This is a genomic window from Amycolatopsis sp. CA-126428 (genome assembly GCF_002904335.1).
In the GTDB taxonomy this organism is placed as follows: Bacteria; Actinomycetota; Actinomycetes; order Mycobacteriales; family Pseudonocardiaceae; genus Amycolatopsis.
On record NZ_PPHF01000136.1, the window covers coordinates 205538 to 219168 of the forward strand.

Sequence of the window (13631 nt, forward strand, 5' to 3'; positions counted from 1 at the left end):
TACTCTCCATTCACTCACAGGTCTGATGTTCATATTTGTGAATGGAGCGGACATGGTTTTCCGCCACACCGTCGTGGCCGCGCTCGCCGCGCTCGGCCTCGTCGCTTCTTTCGCCGCACCGGCCGAGGCCGCGTCGCGACCCACCGGCTGCGCCGTCCCGATCATCGGGCCGGTGTGCGCCCCCGCAACCGCCGTTCTCGACGGCAATCAGCTGCTTCGCACGAAGTTCGCCGCGCTGGTCGGCGAAAAGACGTCCCGCACGGCGCTGAACAACCTGCTCACGGCCGCGAGAACCGACCTCACGGCGGGGCCGTGGAGCGTCACGGCGAAGAAACAGGTTCCGCCCAGCGGGGACAAGCACGACTACCTGAGCCTGGCGCCCTACTGGTGGCCGACGACGCAGCCGACGGCCGAAGACCCGTGGGGCTGCCCGTTCGTGCAGCGCGACGGCCAGCGCAACCCGATCGTCGACGAGATCACCGACCACTCCTACCGCGGCCAGGCGTTCGCCGCGATCTACCGGCTCGCGCTCGCCTGGTACTACACCGGCGACACGCGGTACGCCCAGCGCGCGGCGCTCGACCTGCGCACGTGGTTCCTCGACGCGGCCACGAAGATGAACCCGAACATGAACTTCGCCCAGGGCATCCCGTGCAAGGTGGACGGCCGCGGCATCGGCATCATCGAGTTCTCGTACACGCTGAGCCAGGTCGTCGACGCCACCGCGATCCTGGCCACCGGCGCGCCCGGCTGGACGAAGACCGACCAGGCCGGCATGACCGGCTGGTACACGCAGTTCCTGGACTGGCTGCGCACCAGCAAGAACGGGACCGACGAAGCCAAGGCCCAGAACAACCACGGCAGTTTCTACGACATGCTCGTCGCCGCGCTGGCCCTCGGCACGGGGCAGCGGGACTTGGCCGCGGCCATTGCGCGGGACGCCGGTCCGCAGCGGATCGCGCCGCAGATCCAGGCCGGTGGCTTGCAACCCCAGGAGACGAGCCGGACGCGCAGCTGGCACTACTCGGCGTTCAACCTGGTCGCCCTGACCCGGCTCGCGCAGATCGGCAAGCACGTCGGCGTCGACCTGTGGCACTACACGGCACCGAGCGGCGCGACGCTGTTCGGCGCGGTCGACCTCCTGATCCCGGGCGCCACGCAGGGGCAGTCGGCGTGGCCGTACCCCGAGCTGGACTTCCGGCCGTACGCGGCGCTGGACGTCCTCCACGCGGCAGCCGACGCGGGCGACCGGGCGGCGCGCACGGCGCTGCCCCGGGTGCCGGTGGAGCCGGGCGGCGACCTCTACCCGGTGCGGCCGGCCGCGGAACAGCTGGACGACATTTCGACGTCCTGACGGCAAAAAGGGCCCGGCCGTTCGCGACCGGGCCCTTTTCCGGCGGAATCAGACGCCCGCCACCTGCGAAATCCAGCTGCGATAACGCGTGATGTTCGTGTACGCGGTGTTGTTCGAACGGTCGCTGGTCGACGCGACGCCGACCTGGCGGCCGGAAGCGAACATCGGACCGCCGGAGTCGCCGCCGGCGGTGATGCCGTTGACGCGGTTCGCGCACACGGCGACGCCGCCGGTGTAGTCGCTGCAGCCGATCGAGTTCACCCGCACGGTCGCGACCTTCAGGTACCGCGACTGGCAGTTGATCTCGGAGCCGCACTGGCTCGTCGCGCCCCAGCCGTAGACCGAGACGTTCTGGCCGACCGAGACGTCACCGACGTTGCCGAGCGGCGAGTAGGTGGCGTTCACCGAGGTGGTGAGCCGGACGATCGCCAGGTCGGCGGATCCGGGGTACCGCGTGATGGTGGAACCGGTGGCCATCGTCCCGCCGCTCGACTGGTCGAGGCTGCCGATGCGGAACGTGTAGGTGCCGGAGCTGCTGACGCAGTGCTTGGCGGTGAGGATGTACTGCGGGGCGATGATCGTCGAGGTGCAGTTCTGCTGACCGTTGACGAACAGGCGGGCCGCCCAGGGGCCGCTGGTGGCGGTGCTGCCGCCGATGATCGACGGCTGGGCCTGCGGGGTGCTGTCGGCGGCCGCCGGACCGCCGAGGCCGACGACGGCCAGTGCGGTGCTCGCGGCCAGCAGGACGAACTTGCCGAATTTCACGCTCACTCCTTTTCACGCGGGGAGAACCGCGTGGGGGAAAGCCGGTGGGGACCGAACTCGAAGATTGTCCGAGTTTCCGGCGAATGTCCGGAACCGACGAAAGTCGCCGGTCGAATCCGTATTTATTTCCCGGAGTGGGCTACGTGCAGTTCCCGTACTGTTCGGCGCGCGGCAGGGCTCGGCAGGGCTTGTCAGGGCTTGTCAGGGCTTGTCAGGCGGCGATCTTCACCGGTGCGGTCTTCCGCAGCCAGTACAGCCCGACGACCGGCAGCACGAGCGGGATGAACAGGTATCCCTCGCCGTAGACGGACCAGACGGTCGGGTGCCGGAAGGCGGCCGCGTCGACGAGGCTCAGCGTGCCGATCGTCAGCACGCCCAGGAGTTCGATCGAGCAGGCGACGAGGGCCACGCGCCACCAGCCGTCACCACGGCGGGCCAGCGCGATCGTCGCGACGATGTAGACGGCCGCGGCGAACGCCGAGAGCAGGTAGGCGAGCGGGGCTTCGTGGAACTTCGTGCCGATCTGGACGCCGGCCCGCGACGTGGCGGCCAGCGCGAAGATCGCGTACACGGCGACGAGCACCCGTCCGGGGCCGCTGGCCGTCCTACGCTGTTGCTCCACTCCACACCTCGTTCAGTCGCAGCACCATCACCGGGATGGCCAGGCAGGCGATACCGAGCACGGCGGTACTCGACCGGCTCCGCTCGGCCAGCGCCCAGGCGGCGCCGACGGGCAGCACGACCAGGCAGCCGATCAGGTAGGCCAGGTAGGTCGCCAGGCTGCCGGGCCGGTCACCGCCGACGAGCAGCACGATCCCGATCACCAGCTGCACGACCAGCAGCAGTTCGATGACCGCGAGCGCGACCAGGAGCGGGTTGTCCGGAAGCCGGTTCCGAGCCGACTGGACGAAGCTCCAGAGCGCGACGAGCGTGGCAGCCACGGCGACCGTGACGGCGAATCCGAAGATCACCCGTTCCTCCTTCCGGTCCGCCGGCCGTCAACTTACTCCGTGGTACTGGCGGGCCTGTCCGCCGAGGTGCCGCGGGCGTGGCGCGGACCACCCACGTCGAGGTGCCGCCGGCGTGGGCCGGACCACCACCGCCGGGTGCTGCGGTCGTGTGCCGGACCACCACGTCGGGATGCCGCGGGGGCGGTGCGGACCACCACCTGATCCGGCGTGGGCGACGTGTCCTCACGCGACGGGTGCCTACCGCGAAAATTGATCACCGGCCATCCTTGATGGCGATTTGCCAATTCGGTGGGATTTTCAGCTGGATCCTTTGGTGGACCTGCGGAAATGCCGGAAAGATCTTCACGTTGTTCCACTATGGTGTGGTGGCCGGACTGGACAAAATCACCCTGGGTTCGTATACCGGCCGGTAGACGCCCTTTTTGCCTACCTCGGATAGCCCAGTTGAACCGCCGGGTTGGCGGATTGGCGCAGAGCAGTCCGGCATGGGGGAATATTCCTCGTCCCGGGGCAGTCATGCCCGGGGGTCGCACGGAGGGGTATCTCGGATGGACCTGCGCTACGAAGCATTTTGCTTCGCTGACCCGTTGTTCTACGACGAACAGCAGGAAAACGGCGCACCGGCCGAGGATTTCACCCCGGCGCTCCCCGCCCCGGCCGCAGGATGGATCACCACGGACCGTGGAGTGTGGCGCTCGAGGCACCCCGATGGCCGCGTTCTCCCTGCCCAGGGCTGGCAGGTCCACGTTTCGGCCGGTCTGGACAACGCGAGCCGGGTGCTCGCGCAGGTATACAGGTCCTGTACCGAGCATGCGGTCGCCTACCGGCACCTCCGCTCGCCCCTGACGTTGCTCGCGCGGAATTCGAAATACGCATCCAGTGACAGCGAGGTCGAGCTGGCGACCATTTACCCGGCCGACCACAACGAACTCGAGCGAGTGCTCGCCGACCTGTCGACGCGGCTGGAGGGCGAGCACGGCCCCGGAATTCCGAGCGCCTTGCGGTACGGCGACGGACCCCTCTACGTGCGTTACGGCGGATTCGCCGAACAGTGGGTCGAGCACGACGGCGACCGCGTCCCGGCCGTCCGCAAGCCGGACGGCCGGCTGGTCCCAGAGAAGCGGGAACCGACGTTCTCCATGCCCGACTGGGTTAAACTCCCGGCCTGTTTGCGAAGCAGTATCACTGCGGGCAAAGCGGGTGCCCAGGCCCCGTTTCCCTACCGGATGGTGCGGCCACTACACGTCTCGAACGGCGGCGGAAGCTACCTCGCGGACCCGAAGACGGGCGGTGACCAGGTCGTCCTCAAGGAGGCCCGCCCGTACGCAGGCCTCGACGAGGCGCGGGTCGACGCCGTCGAACGGCTGCGCAGAGAGCACGAGGTGCTCGGCCGGCTCGCCGGCATCCCCGGCGTACCGCGGGTCGTCGAGTCGTTCACCGTGTCCGAGCGCCACTACCTGACCACGGAGTACCTACCGGGTATCTCGCTGGCCGGCTGGCTGACCCGCAACTACCCGCTGACCAGGCGCAGCGCGACGGCCGTCGACGTCGCCGCCTACGCGCGCCGCGCGCTGGACATCGTCGAGGGAGTGGAGAAGACGGTCGCGGAGGCCCACGCCCGCGGCATCGTCCTGGGTGAGCTGCATCCACTGAGCATCTTGGTCGACGAAGACCACCACGACCGGATCTCCCTGACCGACTTCGGGACGGCGTTCGACGCCGAGTCCGCCGACCGCCCGGCACCGGGCACGCCCGGCTTCCGCGCTCCGGCTGACCGAACCGGCTTCGCGGTCGACGAGCACGCGCTCGCAGCGTTGCGGCTGTGGCTCTTCTTGCCGCTATCGCCCCTGGCCGAGCTCGCTCCGGCGAAGCTGCGTCGTATCGCCGACTTCGTCGAACGCCGATTCCCCTTGCCCGAGGGATACGCCGACACTGCGGTCGCGGTGCTGGCCCCGCGTGAAGTCCCCGCGGAGCCGACATCGGTCCACACCGAGCTCGACCATGACAAACCGGACTGGTCGCTGGTCCGCAAGCAGATCGCCGAGGCGATCCTCGCCAGCGCGACTCCCGCGCGGCAGGACCGGCTGTTCCCCGGCGACATCGAGCAGTTCCGTGTCGGCGGCACGTGTTTCGGGGTTGGGGCCGCCGGCGTGCTGCACGCTCTCGACGTCGCCGGTGCCGGCCGCTTCCCCGAGCACGAACGCTGGCTGATCGAAGCGGTCCATCGTGAGCCGCCGACCCGGCCCGGCTTCTACGACGGCAGCTCTGGCATCGCGTACGTGCTGGAGAACTTCGGGCACCACGACGTGGCCGGCAAGCTGCTGGCGACGTCCGCGCGGCTCGTCGAGCAGACGACCGACCACTCCCTGGAGAGCGGCTTGGCCGGCATCGGGCTGACGATGCTGCACTTCGCGACTGTCCGCCAAGACAACGAGTTCGGGCGCCAGGCCTTGACCACGGCCGTCCGGTTGGGCGAGGCGCTGGAGACCGCCGCGCCGCCGGGCAACTCCGCCCGGGCCGGCCTGCTGTCCGGGTGGGCCGGGCCGGCGTTGCTGTTCATCCGGCTCTTCGAGCGCACCGGCGAGTCGGCCTGGCTCTCCTTCGCCGACCAGGCGCTGTGTCGGGACCTCGAAGAATGCATCGAGGCCGCTGACGGCTCGCTGCAGGTCCGCGACGGTGCGGCTCGCACGTTGCCCTATGTGGGCATCGGCAGCGCCGGGATCCTCCTGGTCGCCGAGCAGCTGGCGCGGCACCGCCCGGACGCGGAGGCCGTTGACAGCCTTTCCGCTCTTCGTGAGGCGTGCCTCGGCGAGGTCGTCGTCCAGCCGGGCCTGCGCAACGGCCGCTGCGGGCTGGCGGTCGCGTTGGCCGCGAACCAGGGCGCGGAGCAGCCGAGCCGTGCGGCGGCGATCGACCGGAACCTGGCGTGGCTGGCCTGGTATGCGGTGCCGTACAAGAACGGCCTCGCTTTCCCGGGCAACCGGTTACTGCGGCTCTCGATGGACGTCAAGACCGGCAGCGCGGGGATCCTCCTTTCTCTGGCTTCGCTCTTTGACGGCAATGAGGTGTTGCCCTTCCTGGGTGGCACGCCGATCTATCCGGCGACCGGTCGCTGACCGGAGTCGTCACGACGGCCGGCGAGGGAATCCGCTGTCTGCTTGAGACCGCGTCCTCGAAGGCGAAGCAGCGCTTCACGTCCAGCCGCCTCCGGGAGTGAAGAGCTCGACGGCCAGGTCGACATGCTTAGCCGCCAGCTACCGGGCCAGCCAGCTGCCGGGGCGAGCCGCTCAGGGCCGGACCAACCGCCCAGTGCTGCGTGGCCGCTGCCTGCGGTAGTGGCGCGGGCCGCCGCCGGGGCGCCTTCCGGCGACGGGTCCGCTACCAACTACCAGGCCGACTGCGGATGGGGGCGCGGTCGTCGGCGGGGCGCCTTCCGGCGACTCCGCGACCTCCACCTGGCCACATGGGCAGTGGCGCGTCCGCTCCCGGGGCGTCTGCCGGAAGCGGACGCGTGACCACCACTGTTTGGTCCACTTCTGTGTTCGGGTGCCGTGACCGTCGGCGGGACGCCTTCCGGCGACGGGCCGGGACCACTCTCGAGCCGTCGGCTCACCTTTCTGCCGCCGCAACCGGATCGACGCCTAGGTCGCCATCCGTGTTACTAGCCGATCCGGTGAGGAAACAGCTCGTCCACTGTGGACCGATCTCATGTGCCTCCTAGCTTATCGCCGTCGAGGGGGTGCGGAACCCCTCGTGGCAAATCTGTGGATAACTCGCCGGTTTCGGGCCGCCTGTGGACAACTCGGGCTGATCGGCCGGTTCTGTCGGTGCCGTGGTGCATGATCGGAAGGAAGAGAAGAACACGGCCAGGAATCGGCACCGTCGGAAAGGAGGTGACACGGCGGCGGTGCCCGTCATCCGGGCTGCAGTGCCTCCAGTGCCTCGCGCAGCTTGCCGGAGACCGGTTGCGGCCGGCGGGACTTGCGGTCCACGAAGACGTGCACGAAGTGCCCTTCCGCGACCAGGGACTTGTCGGCCGAGTACATGCCGATCTCGTAGCGGACGCTGGACTTCCCGAGGTGCGCCACCCGCAACCCGACCCTCAACGAACCAGGAAAGGACACCGATGAGTGATACCCGCAGTGCGACTCGACGCACAGCCCGATCACCGCCCCGGTTTCGATGTCGAGGCCGCCCTGCTCGATGAGCCACGTGTTGATCACGGTGTCCATCAGGGAGTAGTGGACGACGTTGTTGACGTGCCCGTAGACGTCATTGTCCTTCCAGCGCAACGGGACCGTCTGCCAGTGCGGGTACCCGCTCACCACAGGGACACCGACTCGCGCAGGATGCCGGACAGATCGTCCGCGGACGCTTCGCGGGGTGCGGTGGCCAGCAAGCGCTGCTGCTTGAGGGTTCCCTCGACGAGGGAGTCCACATCGGACTCCGTGTAGCCGACGGCACCGATGCCGTCCGGGATGCCGATCTGCCGCATCAGGTCGATCAGCACCGCGGGCAGGTGGTCGGCGAAGTCGCCGGGCCACTCGAAGTCGGGAGCCAGCAGGCGGGCGACGCGCAGGTGGCGGTCCGGTGCCGCGTCGAAGGTGAAGCGGAACGCGGCGGCCGCGGTCAGGGAGACGGCCATGCCGTGCGGCACCATGGGTTCTTCGCCCGGGTAGCCGTCCGGGTGGAAATCCCTGACCTGGCCGGCGATCGGGTAAGCGTTCGCGTGCGGGATGTGCACGCCGGCATTGCCGAAGCCGAGGCCGGCGAACGTCGCGGCCAGGGCCATGGCCTCGCGGGCCTTGAGGTCGGCGCCGTCGCGCACCGCGGCCGGGAGGGCCCACGACAGCAACCTCAGCGACTGCTCGGCGAACATGTCGGCCAGCGGGTTCGAGCCGCAGTACGGCACGCGCTGCTCCGGGCGCTTGCGCTCGAACTCGTTGTACGGCTTGGCGGTGTAGCTCTCCGCGGCGTGGCACAGGATGTCCATGCCGCTGGCGGCCGTCACCCCGGGCGGCTGGCTGACGGTGAGCCGCGGGTCGACGACGGCCAGGGTCGGGCGCAGCCGCAGGTGGCTGATCCCGCTCTTGACGCGCAGCGACAACACGTCCAGGACGCAGACCGTGGTGCTCTCGGAGCCGGTGCCGGTGGTGGTGGGCACGGCGACCAGCGGCTTCAGCGGGCTGGCCGGTGCGCGGCCGCCGCCGACGGGCGCGTTGACGTAGTCCATCAGCTCGCCGTCGTTGCTCGTCAGGAGGTTGGCCGCCTTGGCGGTGTCGATGGCGGACCCGCCGCCGACGGCCACGAAGGCGTCGTACGGACCGGTTCCGCGGGCGAAGTCAACCGCCTTCTGCATGCTGACATCGGTGGGCTCGACGTGTACGCCGTCGAAGATCTCGGTCTCGATGCCGTAGCCGGCGATGCCGTCGGCTATGCGGCGGGGCCAGCCTGTCGCGGCCACCTGCGGATCCGTCACGACGAGCACGCGGTGCGCGCCGTACTGGGTCAGGTCGTAGCCGATCTCGTCGCTGGCGCCGGTGCCGTACTTCAACGCCGGTGCGCCATAAGTAAAAACAGTTTCATGTTCGGTCGCGGCCAAGTCTGCGGTCCTCGCTCCCTTGATCGGCTACCAGTCGGTCAAAGCGGACATTCGGCCTATCCTTGTCCGGTTTCGGTGAAGATCACTTGACTGCACTGAATGGTGCCCGCCTAAGCTCTCCTCATTAGATACCAACTGGGAGCGACCGTCGCCCAGACGGCCGTGCGGATCCTGACCGAGGCGCGTGTCCGCCGCGTGTACGCGGTGGTCGGTGAGTCCTTCCTGGAACTGCTCGACGCCCTGCAGCGGGAGCGGGAGATCACGCTGGTCTCGGCGCGCCACGACGCGGGCGCGGCGTTCATGGCGGAGGCCGAGGGGAAGCTCACCGAACGTCCCGCGGTGCTGCTCGCCAGCCGGGGGCCGAGTGCGGCGAGCCTGGCCATCGGCGTCCAAACGGCGTACCAGGACGAGACGCCGATGGTCGTGCTGCTGGAGACGCCGGCGGCCGAGCCGGTGCCGTCGTCGTCGGGGGAGCTGCCGACGTCGGACCTCACGGCCATGTTCGAGTCGATCGCCAAGTCGACCTTGCGGGTGACCGACCCGGACGGGCTGCCGGGGTTGCTCGCGCACGCGCTGACGACTTCGCAGGAAGGACGGCCGGGACCGGTCGTGCTCGGCGTGCCCTGTGACGTCTGGGGCATGCCCTACGACGCGGCCAAGCCGATGGCGCGGGTGCGGCCACCGGCGTCCGGGACGCTGGGCCGTTCGGCCGACGCCGTGGCGCAGCTGGTGGACGAGGCCAAGTACCCGGTGGTCATCGTCGGCGGGCGGGCGCGGTCGGCGCGGGACGAGCTGATCGCCGTCGCCGACGAGCTCGCGCTGCCCGTCTACAACGCCTTCCGGCGGCAGGACGCCTTCCCGGAGAACCACGCCCGCTACGCCGGTCACCTCGGGCTCGGCATCCCGGCCCGGCAGCTGGACGCGCTCGAGCGCGCGGACTTGGTGCTCGCGCTCGGCACCCAGCTCGACGAGGTGACGACGCAGGCCTACCGCTACCCGACCGCGCAGCAGACGCTGGTCATGGTCGGCACCGGCATCGATGTCAGCCCGAAGCGGCGGGGGCTGACGTTCCGCGTCGACTCCGAGGTCGAGCCGTTCCTGCGGGAGCTGCGGGAGGTGGCGTCGCCGCGGACGCGGCGGGCTTCGGCGGCGAACGCGGCCGTGCACACCTTCATGACCCCGCCCGACACCAGCGGGAACACCCGGGTGCACCCGGTCGACGTCGTCCGGGCGCTGCGGAAGCTGGCGCCCGAGGACACCATCGTGACCAGCGACGCGGGCAACTTCGCGCAGTTCATGCACCGCTACTGGTGCTTCACGGCGCCGCGCAGCCAGCTCGGCCCGAGCAACGCCGCCATGGGCTACGCCGTGCCGGCCGCCGTGGCGGCGAAGCTGACCGAGCCGCGGCGGACCGTCGTGGCCATGGTCGGGGACGCCGGGACGCTCATGACCGGCCAGGAGATCGAAACGGCCGTCCGGTACCGGGCGCCGGTGATGGTGGTCGTCTTCCAGAACGGCGTCCACGGGGCGCTCGCCATGCACCAGGCCCGCACGTACGGCCGGCTCACCGGGGTCTCCATCCCGTTGACCGACTTCGCGTCGTGGGCGCGTGGGCTGGGCGCGGCCGGGTACACCGTGGACGATCGTGAAGAGCTCGAGCCCATCATCGCCAGCGCGCTGGTGCGGCAGCGGCCGTGCGTCATCGACGTGCGCACGGATCCCGACGTCGTGACGCCGGACGTGCGGATCTCGGCCCTGCTCGGACAGGCGCGTCCGCAACCTCCCGCCCAGTAACGGTTTCGTTCCGGAAAAGCTGGGAATGTCGTGTGGTAGCAGGGCGTTGGCTCGGGTAACCTGACGGTGTTCCGGTGGTGGTTCGCCGCTGAACCTTCCCGGCCGGGTCCCGGCGGGAAACAACCGGTTTCTGTCGGTGCCCCATGGCACCATCACGGTCATGACCCGCGCCGAAGCGGGCAGGGAACGAGGGGAGTTTCGACGTGACCGATCACCAGCACGCATCCGAAGCAGTGCGGAAGTCCTCCGGTGTCGTACCGGTGCTGTTCAGCGCCAGTGCGGAGACGCACGACGACGCCGTGGTCGCCCTTGAGCACGACACGACGTGGCGTTCGCCGTTCACCTCCGAGGGGCTGCGCCCGGCGAGTGGCGAATAGCTCACCCCTGCCGGGTGAAGATGGCTTGTCCGCCCTGCTCGAGGTGTGCTTTACTACTTACGGTCTCGATTTTTGTGTTCGTGATGCCTCACGCTCGCAGAACTCAGCGGGCGTAGTGTCTCCTCACCGAGGAAGCAAACCGTCCGGGTGACGACCCGGGTCGCTGAAGTGGCTTCCTGTTTTTTGGTGTTACACATGGAGATTTTTTTATGACTCAGGGCACTGTGAAGTGGTTCAACTCCGAGAAGGGGTTCGGCTTCATCACCCCCGACAACGGTGGCGGCGACGTCTTCGTTCACTACAGCGAGATCCAGGGTAACGGCTTCAAGAGCCTGGAAGAGAACGCTCGCGTCGAGTTCGAGATCGGCCAGGGCCAGAAGGGCCCGCAGGCCACGTCGGTCACCGTGATCTGACTTTGATCTTGGGAAAGGGCCGTCACCCGTACGGGGTGGCGGCCCTTTTCGTACGCTACGCACCATGATCGAGCATGGTTACACCGTTTCCGGGATGAGCTGCGGGCACTGCGCCCAGTCGGTGACCGAAGAAATCACCGTGCTGCCCGGAGTGGCCGAAGTGGACGTCGACGTCGCGGCCGGCCGCGTGGTCGTGCGGGCCGAAGCCGCGCTGGCGGAGGACGACGTGCGGGCCGCGGTCGAAGAAGCCGGCTTCACCTACGAGGGCGTCGCCGACCTGGTCCCGTAGTTCGCTGCCGGGCCTTCGTTCCGATTCTCCAGCTTGGACAGTCCACTGGAGATCACTGGGTGAGACGCGCTTTGTGATCTGCGTCGCTTCCGTTGCGCTTCACACCGGTACTGCAACGCTCTGCAACCCTTCCGTTCCGCCTGTTTGCGGAGTCTCCTGTTCCCGGGCGAAAGAACGGGAGGTCAGGTGGGCGAAACGGTGGCGGGGATCGTCGCGAACCCCGCTTCGGGGCGGGACATCCGCCGGCTGGTCGCGCAGGCGTCGGTGTTCCCCACCGCGGAGAAGGCGAACATGGTCCAGCGGCTGCTGGCGGCGTTCGCCGTCACCGGGCTCGACCGGGCCCTCGTCTCGACCGATCTGGGTGGGATTTCCGCCGCGGTCCTGCGCGCGCTCGGCCGGGGCGGCTCCTGGCCGAAGGTCGACTTCTGCGAGGACGACGCCCTCACCGGCACCGCCGCCGACACGACCAACGCGGTGCGGCGCATGGTCGAGGCCGGCGCTGGGGTCATCGTCGTGCTCGGCGGGGACGGGACCGCCCGGGTCGCCGCCGCGGCCTGCGAGGACGTGCCCCTCCTCGCCCTCTCCACCGGGACCAACAACGCCTTCCCGCAGATGCGGGAAGCGACCGTCGCCGGCCTGGCTGCCGGGCTGATCGCCACCGGGCAGATCGATCCCGACCTCGTCACCCACCGCGTCAGCGTGCTCGAGGTCGTCACGAAAGCACGCAGGGAGATCGCGCTCGTCGACGTCTGCGTGTCGCTGAGCAGGCACATCGGGGCACGGGCGCTGTGGGACCCGTCCTCGCTCACCGAGCTGTACTGCACCTTCGCCGAGCCGGACGGCATCGGCCTCTCGAGCGTCCCTGGCCAACTCTGCCCGAGCCCGCGGTCGAGCCCGGACGGCGTCGCGCTGCAGCTCGGGCCGGTCGGGGAGACGCCGTACGTCGTGCACGCGCCGATCGCGCCCGGGCTCGTGCGGCCGGTCGGCGTGCGCGGCTGGGGGCTCCTGCGGCCCGGCGTGCGGGTCGAGCTCGCTGCCGCGGGCGGCGTCATCGCGCTCGACGGCGAGCGCGAACTCGAGCTGAAGACCGGGGAGAGCGCGTTCGTCGAGCTCAAGCCGGACGGGCCGTGGGTCGTCGACGTCCGGGCGGCGATGGCGGAGGCGGCGCGGAAAGGGCTGTTGCGCGCGGACACCGATCCGGGGAAGGAGCGCCGAAGATGACGGACGCCCTCAGAGGTGCGTATCGCGTGATGCGGACCATCCGGGCCGTCGAAGAGCGGGTGCGCGCGACCGGCGAACCGGCCTGCGGCACCCGGTACGCCGGCGAGGAGGCCTTGGCCGCGGGGATCTGTCTCCACCTCGACCGCCGTGACGCCATCGCCGGCACCCACCGCCGCCACGGGCACCGCATCGCCAAGGGCGTCGACGTCGGGGCCGTCCTGGCCGAGATCCGCCACCACCGGCTGGTCGCGACGGACACGCTCGGCGGCGTCCCGCTCCTGATCTGCGGCGCCGCGATCGCCGCGAAACAGCAGCACACCGGCGGCGTCGGCGTGGCCTTCCTCGGGGACGGCCCGGGGACGACGCTGGAGGCGCTGACCCTCGCGTCGGCCTGGGACCTTCCCGTCATCTTCGTCACGGAGAACCCCGGTTACGCCGATCGGGTGGCCGGGCTCGGCGTGCCGGGAGTCGTCATCGACGGATCCGACTTCTTCGCCGTGCACGAAGCGGCCGGCGAAGCGGTCGGCCGTGCCCGTGACGGCGGTGGCCCGACGCTGCTCGAGGCCGGCTTCCCACGGCACGTCGGCGACTGCCTCCAACGGTTCCGGACCCGCGTCACCGACACCGGTGAGCTGCGCGAACAGGTCCTCGACGCCATCGACGCCGAAGTCGCCCAGCTCGTCGAGGACTCGGCCGCCGCGCCGGAATCCGCCCCGGACGACTTGGACGACCGGGGGACCGACGTCTACGTCTCGTACTGAAGCGGGACAAACCCGGCCCGACCGCGACGTGCCCCACCTACCGATCATCCGGCCGAAACGGCAGACTCCGAGGAGGCACAGCAC

The 13631-nt window shown here is 69.6% G+C and carries 13 protein-coding genes; 8 read left to right on the forward strand and 5 right to left on the reverse strand.

Going from position 1 to position 13631, the window contains the following annotated elements; all coding sequences use genetic code 11:
- Window positions 1–52 precede the first annotated feature (52 nt).
- The gene (locus C2L58_RS34010; protein WP_103341742.1) at window positions 53–1354 is read left to right on the forward strand and encodes an alginate lyase family protein; all 1302 of its coding nucleotides are present in this window, start codon (window positions 53–55) and stop codon (window positions 1352–1354) included.
- A gap of 48 nt (window positions 1355–1402) precedes the next feature.
- Here C2L58_RS34010 and C2L58_RS34015 read toward each other — a convergent pair whose 3' ends face one another.
- From C2L58_RS34015 to C2L58_RS34025, 3 genes are all read right to left on the reverse strand, one after another.
- Window positions 1403–2119 carry a S1 family peptidase gene (locus C2L58_RS34015; RefSeq protein WP_103341743.1) on the reverse strand — a complete coding sequence of 239 codons (717 nt, stop codon included), beginning with the start codon at window positions 2117–2119 and terminating at the stop codon, window positions 1403–1405.
- 211 nt (window positions 2120–2330) lie between these two features.
- On the reverse strand, window positions 2331–2702 hold the full coding sequence (locus C2L58_RS34020; protein WP_103341744.1) for a hypothetical protein: 372 nt from the start codon (window positions 2700–2702) through the stop codon (window positions 2331–2333).
- 22 nt (window positions 2703–2724) lie between these two features.
- Window positions 2725–3090 (reverse strand): hypothetical protein, encoded by a 366-nt coding sequence (locus C2L58_RS34025; RefSeq protein WP_103341745.1) that lies wholly within the window; start codon window positions 3088–3090, stop codon window positions 2725–2727.
- Between the two features lie 548 nt (window positions 3091–3638).
- Here C2L58_RS34025 and lanKC point away from each other — a divergent pair.
- Entirely contained in the window at window positions 3639–6206 is a 2568-nt protein-coding gene (gene lanKC, locus C2L58_RS34030; protein WP_103341746.1) for a class III lanthionine synthetase LanKC, read from the forward strand.
- Window positions 6207–7004: 798 nt separating this feature from the next.
- On the opposite strand, the gene C2L58_RS34035 is transcribed toward lanKC, so the two are convergent.
- Complete coding sequence (locus C2L58_RS34035) at window positions 7005–7418, reverse strand: acyl-CoA thioesterase (protein WP_103341747.1); 414 nt, start codon at window positions 7416–7418, stop codon at window positions 7005–7007.
- Window positions 7412–8644 carry a hydroxyacid-oxoacid transhydrogenase gene (locus C2L58_RS34040; protein ID WP_441296346.1) on the reverse strand — a complete coding sequence of 411 codons (1233 nt, stop codon included), beginning with the start codon at window positions 8642–8644 and terminating at the stop codon, window positions 7412–7414. Before C2L58_RS34040 ends, C2L58_RS34035 begins: the two co-directional genes overlap by 7 nt.
- A 183-nt stretch (window positions 8645–8827) precedes the next feature.
- On the opposite strand from C2L58_RS34040, the gene C2L58_RS34045 reads away from it, so the two are divergent.
- From C2L58_RS34045 to C2L58_RS34065, 6 genes are all read left to right on the forward strand, one after another.
- Complete coding sequence (locus tag C2L58_RS34045; protein WP_071831721.1) at window positions 8828–10486, forward strand: thiamine pyrophosphate-binding protein; 1659 nt, start codon at window positions 8828–8830, stop codon at window positions 10484–10486.
- A 203-nt stretch (window positions 10487–10689) separates the two neighbouring features.
- Window positions 10690–10863: a hypothetical protein gene (locus C2L58_RS50000; protein WP_199191589.1), complete on the forward strand. Its 174-nt coding sequence runs from the start codon at window positions 10690–10692 to the stop codon at window positions 10861–10863.
- A gap of 209 nt (window positions 10864–11072) precedes the next feature.
- A complete protein-coding gene (locus C2L58_RS34050; protein WP_013222289.1) occupies window positions 11073–11276 on the forward strand; it encodes a cold-shock protein in 204 nt (67 codons plus the stop codon).
- A 64-nt stretch (window positions 11277–11340) separates the two neighbouring features.
- Window positions 11341–11565 (forward strand): heavy-metal-associated domain-containing protein, encoded by a 225-nt coding sequence (locus tag C2L58_RS34055; protein ID WP_103341749.1) that lies wholly within the window; start codon window positions 11341–11343, stop codon window positions 11563–11565.
- 186 nt (window positions 11566–11751) lie between these two features.
- The gene (locus C2L58_RS34060) at window positions 11752–12786 is read left to right on the forward strand and encodes an ATP-NAD kinase family protein (protein WP_103341750.1); all 1035 of its coding nucleotides are present in this window, start codon (window positions 11752–11754) and stop codon (window positions 12784–12786) included.
- The gene (locus C2L58_RS34065) at window positions 12783–13547 is read left to right on the forward strand and encodes a thiamine pyrophosphate-dependent enzyme (RefSeq protein WP_103341751.1); all 765 of its coding nucleotides are present in this window, start codon (window positions 12783–12785) and stop codon (window positions 13545–13547) included. Before C2L58_RS34060 ends, C2L58_RS34065 begins: the two co-directional genes overlap by 4 nt.
- Window positions 13548–13631 lie beyond the last annotated feature (84 nt).